This is a genomic window from Nodosilinea sp. AN01ver1 (genome assembly GCF_050565655.1).
Taxonomy (GTDB): domain Bacteria; phylum Cyanobacteriota; class Cyanobacteriia; order Phormidesmidales; family Phormidesmidaceae; genus Nodosilinea.
On the sequence record NZ_JBNXVS010000006.1, the window covers coordinates 107,864 to 132,199 of the forward strand.

A 24,336-nucleotide genomic window follows, 5' to 3' on the forward strand; every position below is an offset into this window, starting at 1 on the left:
CCTGTCTGGAGTTATTAGGAAGCCGCGCTCACCATGGGAATGCAAGTCTGGCCAGGTCGTCCCCATCCCCTGGGTGCCACTTGGGATGGTACAGGCACAAACTTCGCCTTGTTTTCAGAGAACGCAACGGCTGTTGAGCTCTGCCTATTTGACGCCGACAATCAAGAAACCCGAATTCCCTTCACCGAGGTCGACAACTATGTTTGGCACGGCTATCTAGCCGATGTAAAGCCAGGCCAGCGCTATGGCTTTCGAGTATACGGCCCCCACAATCCTAGAGCCGGGCAGCGGTTCAACCCCCACAAGCTGCTCATCGACCCCTACGCCCGCGCTTTGGATGGCGACGTAGAATTCGATCCGGCTATCTTTAGCTATGACATTGAGGCCACCGATGACCTGGAAAATCTCGATTTATCGTTTTCTGAGGTCGATAGTGCCCCCTTTATGCCCAAGGCAGTGGTGGTCGACCCCAGCTTTGACTGGGAGGGCGATCGCCCCCTCGATACCCCCTGGCACCGCACTATTATTTACGAGACTCACGTTAAGGGGCTCACCCGGCTCCACCCCGAGGTGCCCGAACCGCTGCGGGGCACCTACGCCGGATTGGCTCACCCTGCTATCATCAAATACCTGACTGAGCTGGGCATTACAGCGGTAGAACTGCTGCCCGTGCATCACTTCCATGCCTACCCAGGGCATTTGGCCAACACAGGACTGCGCAACTACTGGGGCTACGATTCGCTCAACTATTTTGCTCCCTACGGGGGCTACAGCAGCACAGGGCAAACCGGGAACCAGGTCAACGAGTTTAAGCAGATGGTCAAGGCTCTGCACCAGGCGGGCATTGAGGTGATTTTAGATGTGGTCTACAACCACACGGGCGAGGGCAGCCACCTGGGGCCAACCCTGAGCCTGCGCGGCATTGACAATGCCGCCTACTACCGCCTGGTGGACAACGCCCCTCGCTACTACATGGATTTCACCGGCTGCGGCAACTCCCTCAACGTGCGCCATCCTCAGATTCTCAAGCTGATTATGGATAGCCTGCGCTACTGGGTGCTGGAGATGCACGTGGATGGCTTTCGCTTTGATCTGGCCTCGGCACTGGCCCGAGAGCTCTACGAAGTAGATAGCCTGGCCGCCTTTTTCGACATTATTCACCAGGACCCGGTGCTGTCTACTATCAAGCTGATTGCCGAACCCTGGGATTTGGGGGAGGGCGGCTACCAGGTGGGCAACTTCCCGCTGCTGTGGTCAGAGTGGAACGGCAAATACCGCGACTCCATGCGTGACTTTTGGCGCGACCACGACTGCCGCCTGGGCGAGTTTGCCTTTCGCATTACCGGCAGTTCTGACCTGTACCAGGCCAACGGCAAGCGCCCCCACGCCAGCATCAATTTTATTACCTGCCACGACGGCTTTACGCTGCGAGATCTAGTCAGCTACAACGAAAAGCACAACCTGGCCAACCACGAAAACAACCGCGACGGCGAGAGCTACAACCGCTCCTGGAACTGTGGAGCCGAGGGAGATACTGACGATCCCGAAATTTTAGCCCTGCGGCAGCGACAGCAGCGGAACCTGCTGGCCACGCTATTTTTGTCTCAGGGGGTACCGATGATTTTGGGGGGCGACGAGCTGGGTCGCACTCAGCAGGGCAACAACAACACCTACTGCCAAGACAGCAGGCTGTCGTGGTTTGACTGGAACCTTGATGCCACCCAGGAAGACCAGCTGGACTTCGTGCGACAGCTGATTAAGCTACGCCAGGAGCACCCTGCCTTTGCTCGCCGCCACTGGTTTCAGGGACGCGCCATTCACGGGTCTGGGGTGCACGATATTGGTTGGTACAACCCCGACGGCAGCGAAATCAGCGTTGATCACTGGCATGATGGTGCGGCTAAAGCGATCGCGGTCTATCTCAACGGCGAAGAGCTAATGGCGGTCCAAACCGCCGGACAACGGCTTGTAGACGACAGCTTCTTACTGTTTTTTAACGCCCAGGCCGACTCCCAGGAGTTTCAAATTCCGCCGGAGGTCAAAAAAGAGCGCTGGTCAATGGTGCTGAATACCAACGAGCCAGGTGGCTTTTGCCAAAGCAAGCAAATTTATACGCCGGGCAGCGCGATCGCCGTCGCCGACTTTTCGTTGGTTGTGCTGTGTAGCCCTCGGGATAAAAACGCCAGAACCTAGACTATGCTCACCTATGAACGGATCTACGCCATAGTGCGTCAAATCCCTAGGGGCAAGGTTGCCACCTATGGACAGGTAGCGGAGCTAGCGGGATTAGTAGGCAGGCCTCGCTTAGTAGGGTACGCCCTCTACCGGGTCGATATGACTGTTCCTGATGTGCCCTGGCAGCGAGTGATCAATGCCAAGGGGGAGGTATCCGAATCGCCCCGACGCAACGGCAGTGATTATGTACAGCGGGCCATGCTAGAGGATGAGGGAGTGGTGTTTGACCATCGGGGACGAGTTGACCTCAGCCAATATAGATGGCGCCCGCCCGACAGTATCATCGAGCGGGCGCTAGCAGCATTTATGGAGAATTTGGACTAGGCAGTGTGTCTAGTCAACCGCCACGGCCACTTCTTCTTCCACGTAGACGTCTTCAGGTTCATCAACCAGTTCACCCGCCTGCTCAGCGGCCTGACGACGCATAGCTTCACGGTACTTGGCCGCCATTTCCTCAGCTTTGTCGTAAACCAGGTCAGGGTTTTTGACCATATCACCCGGCTCAGGCTCAAGCTGCTTGGTGGACAGAGAAATCCGGCCTCGCTCTGCATCTAGGTCGATGATCATGACCTTGATCTCGTCGTTGACGTTGAGCACGCTGTGGGGCGTGTCAATGTGATCGTGGGAGATCTCAGAGATGTGCAGCAGACCACTAACGCCGCCGATATCAATAAACGCACCGTAGGGCTTGAGACCACGCACGGCCCCCAACACAACCTCGCCCACCTGCAGGCCGTTCATCTTGCGCTCAACCAAAGCTCGACGGTGGCTCAGCACCAGCCGGTTGCGCTCTTCGTCAACTTCAAGGAATTTTAGGGGCAGGTCTTCGCCCACCAGGTCTTCTTTAGGCTTGCGGGTGCTGATGTGAGAGCCGGGGATAAAGCCCCGCAGGCCCTCGATTCGGACCAGAGCACCACCTCGGTTGGTAGCAAAAACTCCAGAGCGCACCGTAGCGTCTTCCTGCTGAAGCTGGCGCACCCGCTCCCAAGCGCGCATATACTCAATGCGACGAATCGAGAGGGTCAGCTGACCATCTTCGTTTTCGTCAGTGAGAATAAAGAACTCACGGGTTTCATTGGAGCGCAGCACCTCTTCAGGATGGTCAACCCGGTTGATCGACATTTCCTGAATGGGAAGATAAGCAGCGGTTTTAGCACCAATATCAATCAGGGCACCCCTGGGCTCAAGACTAAACACGGTGCCAGAGACGGTATCGCCTGGGTTGAAGTGATAGTCGTACTGGTCGAGTAGCGCGGCAAAGTCTTCGTGTGTAAACCCGATGTCAGCGTCCTTTACGTCCTGATTGAGCATGCTAGTGTTGTCCTATTATTTCTCCGTATTACTGCGGTTTCCGTGTAGACGTACAAAACAATCAACTCAGATATATGACAGTCTGCCCCCACGCAGCCGCGTGCCGACATAGACAGCCCGATAAACCCACAGGATTAAAATTATAGCTGAATTGGAGGTGTTGTTGATAATTCACCGCCAGGATTGATCAAGTCGATCGCGGCGATCGCTTGAACTACTGCGTTACAACGATTGAACAGAAATTACATAATTTGACGATGGGTCATTTTCGGCCTCGTTGAGGGGACGGTCATCTTGAAGCTCGCTCAGCGTTTCGGCAAAATCGCGAATGCCCTGAAACTGTCGATACACCGAGGCGAACCGCACAAAGGCAACTTCGTTGATCGCCTGGAGCTTAGCCAAAACCATTTCGCCAATTTCGGCGCTGCTCACCTCTCGGGTGGCGCGCTGCTGTAGCTCAGCCTCAATGTCATCCACAATGGCCTCCATTGCCAACGACGAAACCGGCGTTTTTTCGCAGGCTCGCACAATACCGCGCAGAACTTTGGAGCGCTCAAATAATTCTCGATCTTCGCTGCGCTTGATGACGGTAACGGGGACGTACTCAATGCGTTCGTAAGTGGTAAACCGTCGCTCGCAGCGCAAACACTCTCGTCGTCTGCGAATACTGCGCCCCGCCTCCGCCGATCGCGACTCTAACACTCGATTATTGAGATGCTGACAAAACGGGCAATGCATAGACACACTCCCAATGGGAGACAAGTAGCCAAGCCGCCCTCTCTAGCCTGGGAGCCTGGAAAAAACAGAGGCAAGCCCTTCCTCTACAGGAAAGACTTGCCTCTATAGTAATTAAATTGTGAGAAAACAATCGAAATGAATCGAAAGTCACTCTAAAGTTGCGGACAGGCAAGAACCGTTGCGGCTCTAAAAGGCTATTGCTACAGGCTTAATCTTTGGGAATACGAGGGGGTTCGCGAAAGGCGATCGCGAAGAACAGCGTGCCAATGATGCAGGCAAAAATGAAGATATAAGCGACAGCTTCCATGGTTAAAGAGGCTCCTAATCAACCGGATTATCTTTAGTCTACAGGGATTGTCAGTAAAGTGCCCGACGGATGAAGGCCTATAACCAACCGCCGGGCAGCTTAACTGAGAGGAAACTAAACGGTCTCTTCTTTACGGGTAGACGTATCGCCCACCTTTTGGAAGAAGCCCCACTCCACCTGCTCGGCAGACAGGTCGGGATCTACCCCAGCAAACACGTCGCGGAACAGGGTGCGAGACCCGTGCCAGATGTGGCCAAAGAAGAACAGCAGCGCAAACACAGCGTGGCCGTAGGTAAACCAACCGCGAGTGCTGGTGCGGAACACCCCGTCAGAGCCGAGGGTTTCGCGATCAAACTCGAAGGGCTCACCCAGCTGCGCCTTACGGGCGTAGCGCTTGACCAGAGCAGGCTCGGTAATGGTTTGACCAGCCAAGTCGCCACCGTAGAAGGTAGCCGTTACCCCAGTCTGCTCAAAGCTGTACTTAGACTCAGCCCGGCGGAAGGGAATGTCAGCGCGGACAACCCCGTCTTTGTCGACCAGCACCACGGGGAAGGTCTCAAAGAAGTTGGGCAGACGACGCACAAACAACTCGCGCCCTTCCTTATCTTTGAAGACGGGGTGGCCCAGCCAGCCCTCAGCAATACCATCACCCTGGACCATCGGGCCAACCCGGAACAGACCACCCTTAGCTGGGCTATTGCCCACGTAGTCGTAAAAGGCAAGCTTTTCTGGAATACCGGCGTAGGCATCGGCCAGGGTGTAACCAGCGTTCACGTCGGCCTGCACTCGGCGCTGAATCTCCTGCTTGAAGTAGTCGCCATCCCACTGATAGCGGGTGGGGCCAAACAGCTCGATGGGGGTAGCGGCGCTGCCGTACCACATCGTGCCTGCCACCACGAAGGCAGCAAAGAACACCGCCGCAATACTGCTAGAGAGAACGGTTTCGATATTACCCATGCGCAGCGCTTTGTACAGACGCTGGGGCGGGCGAACCGTCAGGTGGAACAGCCCAGCAATAATCCCCACAATACCGGCGGCGATGTGGTGAGCCACGATGCCGCCTGGGTTGAAGGGGTTAAAGCCAGCGGCCCCCCATTCCGGGGCGACTCCCTGCACGTGGCCAGTCAGCCCGTAGGGGTCGGAAACCCACATACCGGGGCCCCAGAGGCCAGTCAGGTGGAAGGCACCAAAGCCAAAGCAGAGAAGACCCGAAAGAAACAGGTGAATGCCAAACATCTTGGGCAGATCCAGCGCCGGTTCGCCAGTGCGAGGATCGCGGAACAGGTCTAGATCCCAGTAGACCCAGTGCCAGCAGGCGGCCAAAAACAGCAGGCCCGACAGCACAATGTGGGCTGCAGCAACGCCCTCAAATGACCAGAAGCCGGGGTTGACAGCGGTTGCGCCAGTGACGCTCCAGCCGCCCCAGGACTCAGTCACACCCAGGCGAGCCATGAAGGGCAGCACAAACATGCCCTGCCGCCACATAGGGTTCAGCACGGGATCGCTGGGGTCAAAGGTGGATAGTTCAAACAGGGCCATTGAGCCGGCCCAGCCGGCTACGAGAGCCGTATGCATTAGGTGTACAGCAATCAGTCGCCCGGGATCGTTTACGACGACCGTGTGTACCCGGTACCAGGGTAGTCCCATTGACTACGCTCCTCCTCTAGGTAAAACAGTAATGTTTTGTGGAATTGTCTTAAGCATGGCCAGATACTGATTAGCCTATCAGAATCAGGCTCCCAGAACCGCCCCAATTGACGCCATTATCCCGGTGCTGCCCCCAGTGCTACCGATGGGCCACGCCGTTGTTGGATGCTGAATCATTTGGTACAGATGAGATGTAACAATGAAATTACTTTACGAAGTGTAACCAGTCCGAATTACCCTCGCAAGCAGCTTGCCCCTAGGCGGCGGCGATCGCGAGCAGTTGCGGGACAAAAACACCCAAGTCTAGCGGCCAAAAGCTTTGATCTACCGCCATTGTCGACGCAGAACGCAAAGGAGATTTCCCTGATGGCTAATGTTAAGTTTGTTAACGAAGGCAAAGAAATTAGCGTTACCGACGGGGCCAATCTGCGGTTCAAGGCGTTAGAAAATCGCATTGATATCTACACATTTAGCGGCAAGTTAATGAACTGTGGTGGCTATGGGCAGTGCGGCACCTGCGTTGTAGATGTGGTGGCGGGCGGTGAAAACCTCTCTCCCCGCACTCAAGTAGAGGAGCGCAAGTTAAAAAAGTGGCCTGCGAGCTGCCGGTTGGCCTGTCAAGCCACGGTGCACGGACCAGTTTCGGTCGTGACTAAGCCCAGCCGTAAGGCGAAGGCATCGCCTAAAGCCTCTAAAAGTGCCTAAGAGATGGCTTGAACCTGCCCTCTCCAGACCCAGTTTTGGCAAGAGCACTGGGTTTCTGGCCAGGCATTCTCATCGAGTAGAGTGATATCCTAAGGTCATCGGAGTTTTTGGTTGCCTAAGACCAAGGTTCTGAAGCGACGTTGTTGGGTTGAGAGTAGAGGCAAGCATGGAAGTTAATAAACTTGGTTTTGTAGCCAGCATTCTCTTTGTGCTGGTGCCAACGGTTTTTCTGCTGATTTTGTACATCCAAACGTCTAGTAAGCAAACGGGTTCGTAACCTGTCGTTCAGGGCTGGTTCGCACTGGGTCGCTAGAGTCAGAGAGCCAGCCTGTGGGGGTTAGGTGTAGTCTGAAAGCGCTGGGCTAACCGGCGCTTTTTTCAGTATCTTGGCTGCCTTGCTTCAATGACGCCCGCAGCAGCGATCGCACAATTCTGTCGAACCCATGACGTACTGTTTAGGCATTTTGGTGAAGGAGGGGCTGGTGCTAGCGGCTGACTCGCGCACCAATGCCGGAGTGGACTATATCTCGTCGTACCGGAAGCTGTTTGAGTTTTCGAAGCCCGGCGATCGCACTCTTTTGCTCTGCACGTCGGGCAATTTGTCGATTACCCAGGCGGTGGTGCATCAGCTCGCCCAAGACATCAAGCGCGATTCGCAGAGCGTTCCGTCCCGGAATCGCATTCCCAATCTGCACAACCTGCCGACGCTCTACGACATAGCCCGCTACCTGGGCGACCAGATTCGCGCACTGCAAAAGGCCGACCGTCCCTGGTTGGAGCAGGACAAGATCGATTTTCAGTGCAGCTTTTTGCTGGGCGGGCAGGTGCAGGGGGAAGCGCCGCAGCTATTTTTGATCTACAGCCAGGGCAACTGTATTCAGGCCACCCCAGAGACGCCGTTTTTACAAATTGGCGAAACCAAGTACGGCAAGCCCATTTTAGACCGCACCCTGGGCTTTGACGTGCCCCTCGACGCGGTTGCCAAGTGCGCCTTGCTCTCGATTGATTCGACCATGCGATCGAACCTGTCGGTGGGGCCGCCCATCCACATGGTGATGTATCAGACCAACAGCTTTGAGGTTCGCCACCGGGCCCAGTTTCAGGCGGGCGATCCCTACTTAATTAAGATGCGCAAGCACTGGGAAGTTGCTCTGCGGGAGGCATCTTTGAGCATGCCCGATATCTCCTGGAATCAGGAGGACGCGCTCTCACCCCTGGGAATTGCCGATTTGGGAGATGCTTAGGCTCAGATTGAATGAACGACAGGTTGACTGTTCAACAGTTAAGGGGGTTCTCGGCTAGCGCGGCGGGAGTGGTTTGCCTGAGCTGAAAGCTGAGCGGCTGGTGGCGGTCGGACTGTACCGCGATCGCCGCCAAATAGCCCGCCGTAGGCTGCCACTGATACAGCCACCCTGGGTGCTGTGGCCAATCGGTAGCAACGACTGTAGCCGCTGGCGCTGAGGCCGGTTCTGTAGGGGCTAGCGTCAGCTCTAGGGTCTGCATCGAGTCGACAATGCCCATGCCCAAGGCTTTGAGGCAGGCTTCTTTGCCTGTCCAGTAGCGCAAAAAGCGGTGGTCGGCCTGGGGATGATCTAGTACCAGCACCGTCTGGGCCTCAGCCGGGGTGAGACAGCGGCGGCACAACCCCGACAGCTGCTTCACAGAGCGCAGTTGCTCCAGGTCAACTCCGATCGCCTTAATCTCTGGTGCCACACTCACGCCAACCAGCAGCCACCCGCCGCTGTGGGAGAGATTGAAGGTTGGTACAGGGCAGGCGGGCGCTACAGCATGGCGACTAGAACCGAGTTCGGGCTTGCCGCGCGGCCCGTAGTTAAAGCGTAAAACGCTGGGCGCTTGCCCGGTGTAGCGGCTGAGCAGGTGACGCAAGCAGCCCCGACTCACGACAAAGCTGCGCCGGGCAGCGGGCAGACGACGCTGCTGGAGCTGGGCCTGTTCATCAGCAGATAGGGCGTTCTGAAAGCTCTCCAATACAGGTGTTTCGACTGTATCGGTGGGGATTAGCCAGAGGTCAATGGCAGCGGAGTTGGGGATGGGTGGCGGCTCCTGACCTGACTCGGGCATGGGTTAAGGGGTGGGGCGATCGCAAGAGATAAACCTAGCGCTATTTTGCAGCAAGCTGGGCACCCTTGGCACAGCCCCCGCCGTCATCACGCTATGCCATCCAAGCCCTTTGCCGCTGCCCCAGGCGATCATGCTGCCTTTAGACCGTCTGAGCCTAGTCCTGAAGAGGCAGTACATATCTGCATTTTGGGCGGTGGGTTTGGTGGGCTGTACTGTGCATTGGCCCTACACCAGCGGTTAGGCAAAGCGTCTCGGGTGCGCATTACCCTGGTCGAGCCGCGCGATCGCTTTAACTTTACGCCGCTGCTGTACGAACTGCTCACCCGCGAGCTGGCCCCTTGGGAAATTGCCCCCGCCTACCGAGATTTGCTCAAGCACACCGCCGTTGACCTGCGCCAGGACTGGGCCGAGCACATTGACTTAGCCCGACAAACCGTTACCCTACGCCAGAGCGGCCTCCTCACCTACGACTACCTGGTGGTGGCCCTGGGCAGCCAGATGCGGCCGCCCGCTACCCCCGGTAGCCAGGCCCACACGCTGCCGTTTAATACCCTGCACGACGCCGAACAGCTGGAGCGGCGGCTGGGGGAACTCGACCACTTGCCTGAGGTGCAGGTAGTGGTGGCCGGGGCTGGCCCCAGCGGTGTCGAGCTGGCCTGCAAACTCAGCGATCGCCTGGGTCGTCGGGGGCATGTCACCGTAGTCGATCGGCGGGGCGAAATTCTGCGATCGTACCCGGCGCGTATTCAGCGAGCGGCAGCGCGGGCGCTGGCTAAACGGGGAGTGGAGGTTTATCTAGATGCCGCGATCGAAACTGTGGATGCCAACGGACTGACCTTTGGCTACGAGGGCCAAACTCGCCACTGTCAGACCGATCTAATGCTCTGGACGGTGGGTACGGTGCCGCGATCGTGGCTGGGGGAGAACAGTCTCAAGCCAACCGCCTTCGGCCAATGCCAGGTGCGGCCAACGCTACAACTGCCCGACCACGACAACGTGTTTGTGCTGGGGGATATGGCGGCCATGCCTGCCCCCGGACGGGACCGCGCCCCTACCACGGCCCAAGCCGCCTACCAGGCTGGCCCTGCGGTCGCCAAAAACCTGCTGGCCCTGATCGCCAATCGCCCCCTCAAACCTTTCATCTACAACCATCTGGGCGATATGCTCACCCTCGGCCAGGGAGAGGCCGTGGTCTGTGGCTTTGGGCTGTGCATCACCGGGCGACTGGGCGGACTATCGCGGCGCTGGGCCTACTGGCTGCGGCTGCCTACCCACACCCATCGCTGGCGGGTGCTCAAGCACTGGCTGGGGTTTAAGCGATAGCGACCCGAAACCAATGGTTTTCTATGGTTTAGACCCACGGCCTAGCCTACAAGCCGGTTATAAAACTGACAGGAAGCAGCCGTATAACAGGCTTGCGTCAATAGTTCAAGTGAACTATACTACTGGTGTTGCCAACTCTGCTGGTGAAAGCCGATGAGCGATCAAAATCCAAGCATCCTTTCCCACATTTCTGTGGGCACCAACGACTTCGATCGCGCTATAGCCTTTTACGATTGCGTGCTGCCCAGCTTGGGCTGTCAGCGCATTATGGAGCACCCGGGAGCTATTGCCTATGGCAAGGTCTATCCCGAGTTTTGGGTACAGACGCCCATTGATGGACAACTCGCCACGGTGGGCAACGGCACCCACGTCGGATTTATTGCCCCCACTAAAGAGGCTGTCCATGCCTTCTACGAGGCCGCGATCGCCGCTGGTGCCCAACCCGATGGGCCACCGGGGCCTCGGCCCGACTATGGCGAACCCTACTACGGCTGCTTTGTGCGCGACCCCGACGGCCATAAAATTGAGGCCTCCTACTGGGATACGGACCTGATTCAGGAGCTATCCGGCGATTCTGAGCACCCGTAAACTTCACTCTAGAGATTCACGCTTGCTGATAGCGTAGATCGAGCGATCGGAGCTGGCAAAATTCTGGCCAATAGTATTTTGGCCGCTGGAATGCTTTACCTTCGGGCGGCCAAGTTATAGTTAATCGCAGTTAGTGATTGAATCGACGTTATGTAGCCACAGGCTCTTTAGCCTCAAACTTGAGCTTAGCCCGCTTAAAGGGCTCAGGAATTTCTACCGGATATTTGCCCGTAAAACATGCCGAGCAGAAGCTATTGGGGTCTTGGTGGGTAGTTTCTAGCATGCCTTCCCAGCTCAGGTAGGCCAGCGAATCGACGTCAATTTGCTGGGCAATCTCCTCTAGAGATTTGGTAGCAGCAATCAGCTGATCCTGGTTGTCGGTGTCGATGCCGTAGAAGCAGGGATGGGTGACCGGCGGCGACGAAATTCGCATGTGCACTTCAGTTGCGCCCGCATCGCGCAGCGCCTGCACAATCTTGCGGCTGGTGGTGCCTCGCACAATAGAGTCATCCACAATCAGCACCCGCTTGCCCTCCAGCACATCCTTGAGCGGGTTGAGCTTCATGCGAATGCCCACCTCTCGCATCGACTGGGTGGGTTGAATAAACGTGCGCCCCACGTAGCGATTTTTGATTAGCCCCTCGGCGTAGGGGATTTTGGACTGCTGCGAAAAGCCGATCGCGGCAGGCACCCCTGAATCGGGCACCGCCATAATCAAATCAACATCGGCGGGGGCCTCCTTAGCCAGCTGATGGCCCAGGCGACGGCGGTAGCTGTAGAGGCTTTCACCGTTGACAATGCTGTCGGGCCGAGAAAAGTAGATCATTTCAAACACGCAAAGTTTGCGCTGGGTGGCCTCAGCCCACTGGCGAGAGATCAACCCTTCGGGAGTAATCCATACCAGTTCGCCCGGTTCAATATCGCGCACGTAGGTGGCCCCAATGATGTCGAGGGCGCAGGTTTCTGAGGCCAGAACGTAGTGAGCCGGCTGACCTACCTCGGGAATGTCGTGGCCCAGCACACCCAGCACCAGGGGACGAATGCCCTGCTGATCGCGGGCACCAATGATACCGTTGGGCGTGCCAATGACCAGGCTAAAGGCCCCATAGCAGCGGTTAAAGGCGGTTTCTGCAGCTTTTACCCAGTCGGCTCCGTCATTGACCGCCTCGGCCAGGGCAAACGCAATCATCTCTGAGTCGGTGGTAGTGACCAGGTCGTGGTTGCGATCGATCAGTTCTTCGCGCAGGTCGGCGGCGTTGACCAGGTTGCCGTTGTGGGCCAATGCTAAATTGCCCAGGCGGGTGGGCACCACGGCGGGCTGTGCATTGCACACTTGGCTAGACCCGGTGGTGGAGTAACGGGTATGCCCCACCGCAATGTGACCGGTCAAGTCTTTGAGAATGTGGTCGTCAAACACCTGCGACACCAGACCCATGTGCTTGTAGCAGTGGCTACCCGAGGCGTCAAAGGTGGCAATACCGGCTGACTCTTGCCCCCGGTGCTGAAGGGCAAACAGACCAAAGTAGGCCAGCCGAGCCACTTCTTCGTCGGGGGCGTAGAGGCCAAAGATACCGCAGGCTTCTTCGGGCTTGTCAGGACGATCCTGATAGGACTCAGAGACCTGGCGGGATTCAAAAGACTCGTCGAGGAAAGAGTTAGAAGGGAACGTCATGGGTGGTGCAGGATGGCTTTAGGAACGCAATGGCAAAGGAGCAGAACGTCTCAACACATTTGGCTGCCGCATTTTGCCTTCAATGCGAGCCCAGCTACATCATAGGGTGAGGGCTTTCGGAGTGGTATTAGAAACTACCGAACTTCCCCAACCTTTTTAATAGTTCCTTAACATATGACCGATCATAGCACTGCGGTTTCCCCTCAGGGGGGATAGTGAGCGGCAAGATTTCAGCGGACAAAGCCGCTGAAATAGGGACAGTCCCAGAACATTGGGCTGTCCCGCACAGTGGGCAATGCCCACTATATACTGACCCGCTGAAGGGGCCACTCAGGTTAAGCTACGTCCTCAGCTCCGGCTAGCCGCTGCTCAATGGCGGTGCCCCAGGTCTGAGCCAGGGCACCTACGGCGTCGGTAATGAGGGTTTGGTTGTCTTGAGTCGCCACGGTTAAGGTATCCCCCTGCACTGTACCGAGCCGCTGCCAGCAGCCAGTCAGGCGATCGCCCAAATAGGTCTCCCAATCGGCCTGGTGGTTAGGGCCAATCGACACCACAATTCTGGCTCCGCCTTCGCCAAACAGCAGCCGGTCCCACCGCTGGTCGAGCTGATCTGACGCTACGGCAAGCTGAACTAATGCCCCCCGCTGTCCGCCCATGCAGGACTCTGCCAGGGCTACCGCCAGCCCGCCCTCAGCGCAGTCGTGGGCCTGCCGCACCCAGCCCTGGGCAATGCCGTGACGACAGGCGGCCTGCACCCGTTTCTCCAGGGCCATATCCACCACAGGAGGGTGCCCGGTGGCAAGCCCCTGAGTCGCCGCCAGGTACTCGGAACCGCCCAGGGTGACCAGGGGCTTGCCGTCAACCGCTGCCGTTCCCGTCTGCTCCACGGGAATTCCTAGCAGATAGATGATATCGCCCGACCGCTGCCAGCCCTGACCACAGGTGAGGCTGAGGTCATCGATCAGGCCGACCATGCCAACCACGGGGGTGGGGTAGATTGGCTGAGGGTTACCCTGACTGTCTACCGTCTCGTTGTAGAGCGAGACGTTGCCGCCGGTCACGGGGGTCTCAAACTCGCGGCAGGCATCGGCTAACCCCCGGCAGGCTTCGGCCAGCTGCCAGTAGCCTACGGGCTTTTCGGGACTGCCGAAGTTGAGGTTATCGGTCACCGCCAAAGGCAGCGCGCCTACGCAGCTCAGGTTACGGGCCGCTTCGGCGACGGCGGCTTTGGCCCCTTCGTAGGGGTTGAGGTATACGTAGCGGGCGTTACAGTCTACGGTGGCGGCTAAACCACGGGTTACAGCCCCCGGCTGATACTGTGGCACAGGTTCTAACGGTCGCAGGCGAATAACGGCAGCATCGCCCTGGCCAGGACACTGCACGGTGTTATTTTGCACCTGGTGGTCGTACTGGTGGTAGACCCACTGCTTAGATGCGATCGTGGGCTGGCCCAGAAGTTGGTGCAGAACCTCCGTCCAGGAGGTGTGTCCTGATTCGGAGAGCGCAATCCCTGATGCAGAGCAGGCAGGCAAGCTATCTTCGCTCCAGGCCCAGGCTTTTTGGGCGTAGTCGGGCGGCTCGCTCAGCCGATCGCGGTGGTAGATAGGGGTATTTTCGGCCAGGGCCAGGGCTGGAATTTCGGCCGCAATGTCGCCTTTAAATAAAATCCGCACGATCGCATCTTCGATCACCCGACCAGCCACTACCGCGTGGAGGCCCCAGCGCTCAAAAATTTCGATTACCTCGGCTTCACGCCCGGCAGCCACCACAAACAGCATCCGCTCCTGGGATTCTGACAGCAGGTACTCGTAGGGCACCATACCCGTTTCGCGCACCGGAATCAGGTCTAGATCGAGCTCGATGCCGACCCCGCCTTTAGCCGCCATTTCAGCCGTAGAGCAGGTGAGCCCAGCAGCCCCCATGTCCTGAGCGGCAACGATCGCCCCGGTCTTGAAGGCTTCCAGACAGGCTTCTACCAGCGATTTTTCCAAAAACGGGTCACCCACCTGAACGGCGGGGCGATCGGCCTCAGATTCGTCGGTGAGTTCGGCGCTGGCAAAGCTGGCCCCGCCCATACCGTCGCGGCCAGTGGTAGAGCCAACGTAGACCACGGGGTTGCCCAGGCCCGCCGCGCCAGATTTGACGATGTCATCGGTTTCCATAATCCCGATCGCCATCGCGTTGACCAGTGGATTGCCGTTGTAGGCGGCATCAAAGTAAACCTCGCCACCGACTGTAGGCACGCCAAAGCAGTTGCCGTAGTGGGCAATGCCCGACACCACTCCCTGGCACAGGCGGCGGGTGCGGCTATCGGCCAGATCGCCAAACCGCAGGGAGTTGAGCACCGCGATCGGCCGCGCACCCATGGTAAAAATATCGCGCAGAATGCCGCCGACGCCGGTAGCGGCCCCCTGAAACGGCTCTACCGCCGAGGGGTGATTGTGCGACTCAATTTTGAAGGCCACCCGCAGCCCATCGCCGGCATCGATCACGCCGGCGTTTTCCCCTGGCCCCACCAGCACTCGCGGCCCCTCAGTGGGAAACTGCTTGAGCAAGGGCCGCGAGTTTTTGTAGCAGCAGTGCTCTGACCACATCACCCCAAACATGCCCAGCTCGGCCCGGTTGGGGTGGCGACCCAACCGACGCACAATATCGTCGTACTCCTCGGGCTTGATGCCTTCGGAGGCAATCTCAGCGGGGCTAAAGGGAGCAGTAGAAAAGGCCGTCATACTCGCGCCAGAAACATTGCCTACCGATCTTAGCCCTAAGTCGGCGCTCAGGGCGGTCGAACCTGATGCCTGAGAGGCACGACTATCGGCCTAAACCCGTGAGCTGCCTAATCTCTGCATCACCACCGTCTAGACCGACCGAATCGAAAAAGATGGCCTACGCCCCTTCCAGACTTGACTGCCACTAGACAGGGTGCAGACGGCAGCCCCCGCAGTCGATCGCCTCAATTAGCCGCCTTTTCTCACCCCAAGACAGCGGCGTTGGGCTGGTAAATTCGACTGAATCGCTTGAATCGCTAACTGCTCGACCCGAATGACTACGGTATGGGGGGCAGTAAACTACAAAACCTCGGCCAAAAACTGGTCAAGGTCGTCAAAGGTGCCCGCCCACATCGTCATAGGGGCTTCGTAGCCTTTCATCTCTAGGGTAAAACGCTTGAAGAATGAGTCACTCAACCCGTTTTTTTGGGAGTCAGCGGTGGAGCGGCCAACTTTTTGCAGATAGTTATAGGTGGTTTCACCCATAGCAATATCAAGTCCCAGCTGCTTGGTGGAGGTCTCCAGGCGAAAGGCGGCGTTAACGGTATCGCCTAGGGCCGTGTAGTCGGGGCGATCGCTGCTGCCGGTGTTGCCCACCATGGCGTAGCCAGTGTTGATGCCAGCCCCAATTCTGAGCGGAAAGGGCAGGGGAAACTGCTGGTGGAGCTGCCCCGTCATGGCAGCCAGGGTGCTAACGGCCTGCAAAATTTGCACCATGCTGGCGTCATCGGTTCCATCGGCACCATGGATCCATACCGCCATTACGGCATCGCCAATATATTTGTCGACCCAGCTACCGTACTGGCCAATAATTTCTCCCGCTCGACGAAACCAGGTGCCGATGGCCTCAGAGTGAATTTTTTCGTCGATCTGGCGAGTCATGACGGTGAAGTCGCGAATATCGACCACCACCACCGAGATGAGCTGCCGCACGTGGAGCATGGCCGTAGCGGTACTATCGTTGCTGAAAGCACCGCCCAGGGTAACATCAGCTGCCAGAGACGTATCGACGGGTGAGTAAAACCGCAGCTCGGTCTGGCCAAAGGTCAGCAAATCGCCGTCGTGCAGAATAACGGGAACGCTGACCCGTCGCCCGTTTACGAAAGTGCCGTTGCGGCTGCCCAGATCAATTAAATAAAATTTACCGTTATCGGTGCCCTGAAACATGGCGTGATTGCGAGAAATCCACCGATCGGGCAGCACAAAATTGTTATCGTCGCCGCGGCCAACAGTCCAATAGCTGCCGCCTACCAAAGACAGCTGGCGATCGCCAGAGCCGGTTTTAAGCGCAAGGTAGGGGCCAGAAGTAGTAGTCACGTCGGTATGATAAGGGCACAGCCTGAGATCGATTGGGCGCGATCGCTCAAAATCCTGACAGCGATCGCCGCAGACAACCCCAAAATATCCCTGAGTTGCCCCTATTATGCCAGAGATGCAAACCCTATCACGCTGCTAAGCCAGAGCCGCTGTCAGAAAAAACAAACCATCCACAATCAGGGTGCTGAACACGGCTCCACCAAAGGCCCACCAGGCTAGCTGTCGGGAGGTGGTTAGCGCGATCGCCGTCGCCACCAGCAAAAACACCACCAGCACCACGGCCCGACAGGCCGCCACCTCAGTATCTAGCGTAGCGCTGGCCGCCCGCAGCACTAGAGGGGCTAAATCGGGGCTTGTCAGCATCAGCTGCCGCCAGCTGGGAAACAAATGCATCCAGTTGATGTAGAGGTCAGTAACGGCAGTACCCAGCAGCGAACCCAGGAAAAAGTAGCTGCCCACCCGTCCCCAACCCTGGCGCAGACAGACGAGCGCGATCGGCAGACCCAGGGCCTCAACTGGCAGGTGAGCTACCGGCTCCCAGCGAAACCAACCCCAGTACAGCGAACCCGTCAGCCAAATCCAGCCAAATCCAACAATCAAGTCACCCCAAAAATGCCACCTAGTGCGCTGCATCAACCATGTCCCCAGCCACAGCCAAAAGGGCGTCATGGCCAGGCTAACCCAAGGAAAGTAGCGAACCAGGGGAGCCTGCACAAAAACAGGCAGAATGACTAGGGCTAGAGCCGCCCCAAACACCTGGAGCTGCATCGTAGAGCGCGCCACCCAGTTGCGCGCCTGGGCCAACCACGGCAGCGCTGCTTTAACTGATCCGGAACTATAGGAAAGGCTCAATGGGATTCTGAGTGTTTGGTTAATCATTGTTAACATAACATGCCCCAGGGGGGCATTGCTCGGCCCTGGGGTAGATTAGCCAACTATTAAGGTTGTCTTCAGGTTCACAGTTCGCTGTGGTGCAGGTTAAGCCTGTAAAAAGAAGCGCAACGACAGAGTAGACAACCACTTCGACCCCGTACAATACGCAACAGTGACTTTATGGTTGCGTTTAACCAGGCTGCTAACCGAGTTACCTTAGTGTACTTATTTTAAGAAAAAGCTCAAAGGTGCGCTCAAGCGGTTTGGCCGTGCATTTTGCTGCTTACAACTTTGCGCTAGACAATTCAGTAACGAGTCCAGTACATACAGCTCTGGCTCGCCAATGGGGCAACGGCACATCATCATCTATGACTATGATTGCGTACTATGACTAATCCATTATTCGAGTTGCCTCCTCTGATGGGCCTGGCGGTTCAGCTAGCTCAAGCAAATGACGCGATTGCTAACCCCACCGCCATCCCTATAGTGCAGGACCTGAACCTGTTTCAAGCCATTGTGATCGGTATTGTGCAGGGGTTGACTGAGTTTTTGCCGATTAGCAGCACGGCCCACGTCAAAATGGTGCCCGTGGTGCTGGGGTGGGGCGATCCGGGGGTCGCCTTTACGGCTGTCATCCAGCTGGGCAGCATTGCAGCGATTCTCTACTATTTTTGGGATGATCTGCGCCAGGTGACCGTCGGCACGGTCAAGGCCACCTTCAGCAAGCAGTTTGATTCCTTAGAATTTCGCCTAGGGCTGGGCATTTTGCTGGGCACGCTCCCCATCGTGGTGGGCGGTTTGCTGATCAAGGCATTTATTCCCGACTTTGATAACTCGCCGCTGCGTAACAGCTCAACGATCGCGGTGGTATCGATTCTGATGGCGCTGGTGCTGGCAGCCTCTGAAGTCGCTGGTAACCGGAAGCGCACCTTTGAAATGCTCACTCTGCGTGACGGCATTACGATGGGCTTTGCCCAGGCCCTGGCGTTGATTCCGGGCGTATCGCGATCGGGTTCAACCCTAACGGCAGGCCTGTTTATCGGGTTGGAGCGCGCTACAGCGGCCCGGTTTTCGTTTTTGCTGGGGGTGCCTGCGATTACCCTGGCTGGGCTAGTGGAACTTGGGGGGTTGTTAGAAACGGGGTTTGACTCTAATGGCCTAGTGCCGCTGTTGGGTGGAACTATAGCGGCGGTGGTCTCGTCTTATCTGGCTATTTTTTGGCTGCTGAAGTTTCTCAAGCAGCACAGCACCTGGATCTTTGTGTGGTACCGCCTGGCCTTTGGGGCCGCTATTTTACTGGCCTTGGCGACTGGAAAAATGCAAAACATCTAAGATAGGGGAGCACATTTTGCTCGTCTGAGGCCCAACTCGCTATGGCTGCTTTGGCCATCCGCCCTGCCTGCATTACCCGCGTACTGCCTGGCTCTATTGCCGAAGAAATTGGTTTTGAGCCAGGTGATTCTCTAGTAGCCATCAACGGCCAGAAACCGCGCGATTTAATCGACTACCGCTTTCTCTGCGCCGACGAGGATTTGGCCTTAGAGGTGCTGGATCAGCGCGGCAAAACTCACCACATCGACATCGAAAAGGATATCGACGACGACCTGGGACTGGAGTTCGAAACGGCTCTCTTCGACGGGCTGATGCAGTGCAACAATGCCTGCCCCTTTTGCTTCATCGATCAGCAGCCCCCCGGCAAGCGAGGCACCCTTTACCTCAAAGACGACGACTACCGGCTCAGCTTTCTCTACGGCAGCTACCTGACCCTCACCAACCTGCTGCCCCAGGAGTGGGAGCGCATCGCCCAGCTGCGGCTGTCGCCCCTGTACGTATCGGTGCACGCGACGGAGCCAGAGGTGCGATCGCGCCTGTTAAAAAACGCTAGAGCAGGGCAAATTCTTGATCAGCTAGCCTGGTTTCAGCAGCAGCGGCTGCAAATTCATGCCCAGGTGGTGGTCTGCCCCGGCATCAATGATGGCGACCACCTGGAGACCACGCTGCGGGATCTGGCTCGTTTTCACCGTGGGGAAACTCCAGCGGTGGCCTCAGCGGCGGTAGTACCTGTGGGCCTGACCCGGTTTCGACCCCAGGATGACGAGCTCACCCCAGTCACCCAGGCCCAGGCTCGGCAGGTCATTGCCCAGGTCCAGGCGCTTCAAAACGAGCTGCGGCAGCAGTTCGGCACCAATTTTGTCTGGCTGGCCGACGAGTGGTTCCTAATCGCCAAACAGGAGGTGCCCGCCGAGAGCCACTACGAAGACTATCCCCAGCTGGGCAACGGCGTGGGGTCGATTCGTCAGTTTCTCAAAGCCTTTGAGCAGTCGGCGGAAGATTACCTGCCTGAAGCTGTGAGCCCACCCCGCACCCTTACCTGGGTGGTGGGCAATGCGGTCGAGCACGCCTTTGAGCCAATTGTCGATCGCCTCAACCAGGTGAAGGGCTTAACCGTACACTTAGCCGCCCTGGCCAGCGACTACTGGGGCCGCGACATGACCGTTACGGGGTTGCTCACTGGCCACGATCTACTGCTGGGGCTGCGGCATCGCAACCTCGGCGACGCCCTGCTGTTGCCTACGGTCATGCTCAAACCCAGTGACTCTGGCGACCCTCAAGACACGCTGTTTCTGGACGACATGAGCGTAGCTACAGTCAGCCAGCAGCTCAACTGTTCGGTGCTGCCTGTCGATGACACCGACGCCCTGGTCAAGGCCTGCGGCGGCGAGTTACCCGCCCACCAGCTTGCCGCCCTGCAACCCGCTGCCGGATATTGGACGCCGTCCTGATTGTACTAAACCGTTTAGTTTGCTAAGCTATGGTCGGGAAAATTTTGTGGCTAATCCTCTGGTGCAACGGAGTCAGTTGGGCTCTGTCTAAGGGTGCAGATTGCCGGGGGGTTGGCTAAAGTAATCCCTGATGCCGATATGCTAAAAAGCTGAGGCAGAAAATTGCATTTTCCCGGTTGGTGATTCATTTTCGCTGCTGATAGCCCATGGTGCCTATGCTTTACTCTTATCGACGCTGCCTGATACCCCTAAGCTTAGGCATTACTTTATCTGGCTGGTCTGCTGCGGGGCTAGCCGCCCCCGATGCTGGGGCCGAGGTTGACAATGCGGTCGGGGCGGCGATCGCCCAGGTCGAGGCAGAGGCTCCAGCCAACCCAGAGCCCCTCATGCCTGATGAGGCTACACCCGCTAGCCCAGCGGGTGAGGGGCTAGAACCAGGTGAGGAGGCCGTGCCCCTCTCGACCGACGGCGACGAAGAGGAATTGCCCGCTTCGAGTCAGTCAGGCCTGCCGCTGCCGCAGTCCGATCGACCGACCGACGAGGGGTTTGATGTACCGCCTGAATACTTAACCCCTGAGGCCAATCCGCTGCTGGTGCCGACGCGCCCCGAAGAGGTCGAAATTGTGGGCACCCAGCCCCTGTCGCTTGAAACCGCCATCGAGCTGGCCTACCGCAACAGCGAGGAGCTGCGCATTGCCCTGCTGCAGCTAGAGCGTAGCCAGGCCGGGCTGCGCGCCGAGCGGGCCTCGCTGTACCCAACCGTCGATCTCACCGGCAGTCTGCAAACCACAAACCAGTCTTCCTCAGGGGGGAGCCAGTTTGGCAGCGGCGGCGATGTCACCAGTACTACTGCATCGAGCACCCTCAGAACCGACTATGACCTGGGCCTGTCGGGGGAGCGATCGGCCCGAATTTCAGCGGCAGAGCGGCAGGTGCGGCTGTCTGAACTCCAGCTGGAGCAAACCCGCGAGGATCTGCGGCTCAACACCATCACCGACTACTACGCCGTGCAGGAGGCGATCGAGCAGATTCGCATCAACCAGGCCTTTTTGGATGAGGCCGAGCGCAACCTGCGCGACAGCCAGCTGCGCGAAGAGGTCGGGGTCGGCACCCGCTTCGACGTGCTGCGCGCCGAGGTGCAGGTTGCCAATGCCCGTCAAACCCTGACCCAGGCCGCCAGCCAGCGAGAAATTGCCCAACGGCAGCTGTCCCGACGGCTCAATGTGCCTCCGTCGATCGAGCTGACCTCGCTGGCGGTCAACATAGCGGGCGCTTGGCCGCTTTCTCTAGAAGAAAGCATTGTGCTGGCCTATCAAAATCGGGCTGAACTAGAGCAGTTTTTGGTTGAGCGGGAGTTTAACGATGCCCAGCGGCGGATTAGTCTGTCCGCTGTGCGACCCAGTCTGGGTGTGTTTGGCCAGTATGGTCTCCAAAGCTTACTTAGTTCTTCCACAGGGGCATCTTCCAGCCTGGGGGATGGGTTTTCGCTGGGGGCACAGCTGAGCTGGCGGCTCTTTGATGCCGGTGCCGCCAGAGCCAGGGCAACCCAAAACGAACTCGACATTCAAACCGACGAGTTCGAGTTTGAAAGCGCCCGCAACGATATTCGCGTTCAGGTAGAAGAAGCCTACTACACGCTGGTGGCCAACCAGGCCAATATTGACACGGCCTCTGTGGCCGTTAACCAGGCCGAGGAGGCGCTGGAGCTGGCTACCCTACGCTTTAACGCCGGGGTAGGTACCCAGCTCGATGTGCTCACCGCCACCCGCGAACTAGCCGAGGCCGAGGGCAACCTGGTGACCGCCGTGCTCGACTACAACCGCGCCCTGGCTCGTCTAGAGCGGGCGGTCAGCAACCTAGGCTCTCCTCCTGAAATCTCCGATACTGAGCTTTAGGGGAAAACCTTGGTAACGGCCTATGACTGCTCTTTATATTGAGGCTGGTCACCTGCAGGCGATCGCCCAGGCGCTTGCCGCTTGTTACCCCCGCGAGGGCTGCGGCCTGCTGCTGGGGCGGCGGATGTTTGCCGCTGGGGGTACTGAGGAAATGGGTCGAACGGTGACCGGCATCGTGCCTGTAGCTAACGCCTGGGAGCCCTCACTGCTGGACTACACCGATGCTGAGGGCGGGGGGCAGGGCCAGAGTCAGCGCGATCGCTACTGGATTGACCCCGCTGACCTGCTGGCGGTGCAGCGGCAGGCGCGCGAGCAGGGGCTGGAGATTATTGGCATCTACCATTCGCACCCCGACCATGCGGCAGTGCCTTCGGAGTGCGATCGCGTTCTAGCCTGGCCGGTCTATTCCTACGTCATTGTGTCGGTGGTGCAGGGCGAGGCCATCGATTTCAAGAGCTGGCGGCTCGACGACCAAAACCAGTTCCAGCCCGAGCCTGTAAAAATGATCGAATCATCTACCAACAAAGCCCCGTTCTTGTCCTAAGCTGAAAAGATGTCAAAAACGGTCGTGCCCCAGGCCGTTTTTTGTTTTTACCGCCACAGTTTCTCTCGCGAGGCCATGCTCAACCCTAATCTGGACGACATTCAGCTCACCAAAGAGGAGTACGAGCGCTACTCCCGCCACATTATTTTGCCGGAAGTAGGCCTAGACGGGCAGAAAAAGCTCAAGGCTGCCAGCGTGCTCTGCGTAGGCACCGGGGGCCTGGGTTCACCCCTGCTGCTGTATCTGGCCGCCGCTGGCATTGGCCGCATCGGCATTGTTGACTTTGATGTCGTTGACCAGTCAAACCTGCACCGCCAGGTAATCCACAGCGAGTCGTGGGTGGGCAAGCCCAAGATTGAGTCGGCCAAAAGCCGCATTCTCGAAATCAACCCCCACTGCCAGGTCGACCTCTACGAAACCCGGCTCAGCGCTGAGAACGCCCTGGATATTTTTGAACCCTACGATGTTGTAGTGGACGGCACTGATAACTTCCCCACCCGCTACCTGGTCAACGACGCCTGCGTACTGCTGGGTAAGCCCAACGTCTACGGCTCGATTTTCCGCTTTGAGGGGCAGGCGACGGTTTTCAACTACCAGGAAGGCCCCAACTACCGCGATCTCTACCCGGAACCGCCGCCGCCGGGGCTGGTGCCCTCCTGCGCCGAGGGCGGCGTGCTGGGCGTGCTGCCCGGCATTATCGGCGTTATTCAGGCCAATGAGACCATCAAAGTGATTTTAGGCACGGGCAATACCCTCAGCGGTCGCCTGCTGCTCTACAATGCCCTGGAGATGACCTTTAGAGAGCTGAAGCTGCGCCCCAACCCGGTGCGCCCCGTGATCGAAAAGCTCATCGACTACGACGAATTCTGTGGTATTCCCCAGGCGCGTATGGAAGAAGAACAAGAGAAAGCTGGCCTCGCTGAGATGAGCGTAACCGAACTCAAGCAGGTGCTCGACGGTGGTGACGACAACGTGCTGCTGCTCGACGTGCGCAACCCCAATGAGTACGAGATCGCCCGCATTCCGGGCTCGGTGCTGGTGCCGCTGCCCGACATCGAAAACGGCGATGGCGTCGATAAGGTAAAGTCGCTGCTCAACGGCCATCGGTTGATTGTGCACTGCAAGATGGGCGGGCGATCGGCTAAGGCCCTGGGCATTCTCAAGCAGCACGGCATTGAGGGCACCAACGTCAAAGGCGGCATCACGGCCTGGAGCAAAGAGGTAGATTCCTCCGTGCCTGAGTATTAAATCGTAGGGTGGGCATTGCCCACAATCGATTCCGGTCAGGATAATCTGACACCCGCAAACCCTAAATGCCCCGGTGGAAACCTCTCCATCGGGGCGTTCTGTTTATCAGGGGCGTTCAACCCTGCCGATCCGCTGAGCTAAAGACACCACGCATGATTCCGTGGCTCAATTTTCTATCCCTCATTCCGGCCACGACGCTCTGCTGGGCGAGTACCGCAACACACTGGTGTAACTAACTTGACTGTTCGCCTTTGATCAAGACGCAAGTGCTTCGTTGAGCCCGACAGTTGTTATCATCGA

21 protein-coding genes are annotated in these 24,336 nt (G+C 57.8%); 12 read left to right on the plus strand and 9 right to left on the minus strand.

Translation table 11 applies throughout. The features are described 5' to 3' along the window. Positions 1-33: 33 nt before the first annotated feature. Both glgX and ACQ4N7_RS07650 read left to right on the plus strand, forming a co-directional pair. Positions 34-2,193 (plus strand): glycogen debranching protein GlgX, encoded by a 2,160-nt coding sequence (gene glgX, locus ACQ4N7_RS07645; RefSeq protein ID WP_430711020.1) that lies wholly within the window; start codon positions 34-36, stop codon positions 2,191-2,193. Positions 2,194-2,196: 3 nt separating this feature from the next. Next, the gene (locus ACQ4N7_RS07650; RefSeq protein WP_430711021.1) at positions 2,197-2,559 is read left to right on the plus strand and encodes an MGMT family protein; all 363 of its coding nucleotides are present in this window, start codon (positions 2,197-2,199) and stop codon (positions 2,557-2,559) included. A gap of 9 nt (positions 2,560-2,568) precedes the next feature. Here the strand turns inward: ACQ4N7_RS07650 and ACQ4N7_RS07655 are convergent, their stop codons facing one another. From ACQ4N7_RS07655 to psbB, 4 genes are all read right to left on the minus strand, one after another. Further along, positions 2,569-3,546, minus strand: coding sequence for a 30S ribosomal protein S1 (locus tag ACQ4N7_RS07655; protein ID WP_430711022.1), 978 nt, complete (start codon positions 3,544-3,546; stop codon positions 2,569-2,571). 222 nt (positions 3,547-3,768) lie between these two features. Further along, positions 3,769-4,284 (minus strand): transcriptional regulator NrdR, encoded by a 516-nt coding sequence (gene nrdR / locus ACQ4N7_RS07660; RefSeq protein ID WP_430711023.1) that lies wholly within the window; start codon positions 4,282-4,284, stop codon positions 3,769-3,771. A 208-nt stretch (positions 4,285-4,492) separates the two neighbouring features. Next, positions 4,493-4,591, minus strand: a complete 99-nt coding sequence (locus ACQ4N7_RS07665) for a photosystem II reaction center protein T (RefSeq protein ID WP_017300177.1) — start codon at positions 4,589-4,591, stop codon at positions 4,493-4,495. Between the two features lie 114 nt (positions 4,592-4,705). Beyond that, complete coding sequence (gene psbB / locus ACQ4N7_RS07670; RefSeq protein WP_430711024.1) at positions 4,706-6,238, minus strand: photosystem II chlorophyll-binding protein CP47; 1,533 nt, start codon at positions 6,236-6,238, stop codon at positions 4,706-4,708. Between the two features lie 366 nt (positions 6,239-6,604). Between psbB and ACQ4N7_RS07675 the strand changes: the two genes are divergently transcribed. The 3 genes from ACQ4N7_RS07675 (at position 6,605) to ACQ4N7_RS07685 (ending at position 8,187) form a co-directional block, all read left to right on the plus strand. Further along, complete coding sequence (locus tag ACQ4N7_RS07675; RefSeq protein WP_430711025.1) at positions 6,605-6,943, plus strand: 2Fe-2S iron-sulfur cluster-binding protein; 339 nt, start codon at positions 6,605-6,607, stop codon at positions 6,941-6,943. A gap of 166 nt (positions 6,944-7,109) precedes the next feature. Next, entirely contained in the window at positions 7,110-7,220 is a 111-nt protein-coding gene (gene psbM / locus ACQ4N7_RS07680) for a photosystem II reaction center protein PsbM (protein WP_017300174.1), read from the plus strand. Positions 7,221-7,386: 166 nt separating this feature from the next. Further along, a complete protein-coding gene (locus tag ACQ4N7_RS07685) occupies positions 7,387-8,187 on the plus strand; it encodes a peptidase (RefSeq protein ID WP_430711026.1) in 801 nt (266 codons plus the stop codon). A gap of 31 nt (positions 8,188-8,218) precedes the next feature. On the opposite strand, the gene ACQ4N7_RS07690 is transcribed toward ACQ4N7_RS07685, so the two are convergent. After that, positions 8,219-9,025, minus strand: coding sequence for a 4'-phosphopantetheinyl transferase family protein (locus ACQ4N7_RS07690; RefSeq protein ID WP_430711027.1), 807 nt, complete (start codon positions 9,023-9,025; stop codon positions 8,219-8,221). 93 nt (positions 9,026-9,118) lie between these two features. Here ACQ4N7_RS07690 and ACQ4N7_RS07695 point away from each other — a divergent pair, with 93 nt between their 5' ends. Then, entirely contained in the window at positions 9,119-10,348 is a 1,230-nt protein-coding gene (locus ACQ4N7_RS07695) for an NAD(P)/FAD-dependent oxidoreductase (RefSeq protein ID WP_430711028.1), read from the plus strand. Between the two features lie 153 nt (positions 10,349-10,501). Continuing rightward, entirely contained in the window at positions 10,502-10,936 is a 435-nt protein-coding gene (locus tag ACQ4N7_RS07700; protein ID WP_430711029.1) for a VOC family protein, read from the plus strand. 148 nt (positions 10,937-11,084) lie between these two features. On the opposite strand, the gene purF is transcribed toward ACQ4N7_RS07700, so the two are convergent. The 4 genes from purF to ACQ4N7_RS07720 all read right to left on the minus strand — a co-directional run bounded on the left by purF (position 11,085) and on the right by ACQ4N7_RS07720 (position 17,476). Next, entirely contained in the window at positions 11,085-12,608 is a 1,524-nt protein-coding gene (gene purF / locus ACQ4N7_RS07705; protein ID WP_430711030.1) for an amidophosphoribosyltransferase, read from the minus strand. 335 nt (positions 12,609-12,943) lie between these two features. Then, entirely contained in the window at positions 12,944-15,337 is a 2,394-nt protein-coding gene (purL, locus tag ACQ4N7_RS07710; RefSeq protein WP_430711031.1) for a phosphoribosylformylglycinamidine synthase subunit PurL, read from the minus strand. 339 nt (positions 15,338-15,676) lie between these two features. After that, positions 15,677-16,693 carry an FHA domain-containing protein gene (locus ACQ4N7_RS07715; protein WP_430711032.1) on the minus strand — a complete coding sequence of 339 codons (1,017 nt, stop codon included), beginning with the start codon at positions 16,691-16,693 and terminating at the stop codon, positions 15,677-15,679. 135 nt (positions 16,694-16,828) lie between these two features. Next, complete coding sequence (locus tag ACQ4N7_RS07720) at positions 16,829-17,476, minus strand: DUF3120 domain-containing protein (protein ID WP_430711033.1); 648 nt, start codon at positions 17,474-17,476, stop codon at positions 16,829-16,831. A 477-nt stretch (positions 17,477-17,953) separates the two neighbouring features. Between ACQ4N7_RS07720 and ACQ4N7_RS07725 the strand changes: the two genes are divergently transcribed. From ACQ4N7_RS07725 to moeB, 5 genes are all read left to right on the plus strand, one after another. Next, positions 17,954-18,898, plus strand: coding sequence for an undecaprenyl-diphosphate phosphatase (locus tag ACQ4N7_RS07725; RefSeq protein ID WP_430711034.1), 945 nt, complete (start codon positions 17,954-17,956; stop codon positions 18,896-18,898). 41 nt (positions 18,899-18,939) lie between these two features. Continuing rightward, complete coding sequence (locus ACQ4N7_RS07730) at positions 18,940-20,349, plus strand: TIGR03279 family radical SAM protein (protein WP_430711035.1); 1,410 nt, start codon at positions 18,940-18,942, stop codon at positions 20,347-20,349. A gap of 215 nt (positions 20,350-20,564) precedes the next feature. Further along, the gene (locus tag ACQ4N7_RS07735; RefSeq protein ID WP_430711036.1) at positions 20,565-22,244 is read left to right on the plus strand and encodes a TolC family protein; all 1,680 of its coding nucleotides are present in this window, start codon (positions 20,565-20,567) and stop codon (positions 22,242-22,244) included. A 22-nt stretch (positions 22,245-22,266) separates the two neighbouring features. After that, a complete protein-coding gene (locus tag ACQ4N7_RS07740; RefSeq protein WP_430711037.1) occupies positions 22,267-22,788 on the plus strand; it encodes a M67 family metallopeptidase in 522 nt (173 codons plus the stop codon). A gap of 75 nt (positions 22,789-22,863) precedes the next feature. Continuing rightward, positions 22,864-24,036, plus strand: coding sequence for a molybdopterin-synthase adenylyltransferase MoeB (gene moeB, locus ACQ4N7_RS07745; RefSeq protein ID WP_430711097.1), 1,173 nt, complete (start codon positions 22,864-22,866; stop codon positions 24,034-24,036). Positions 24,037-24,336 lie beyond the last annotated feature (300 nt).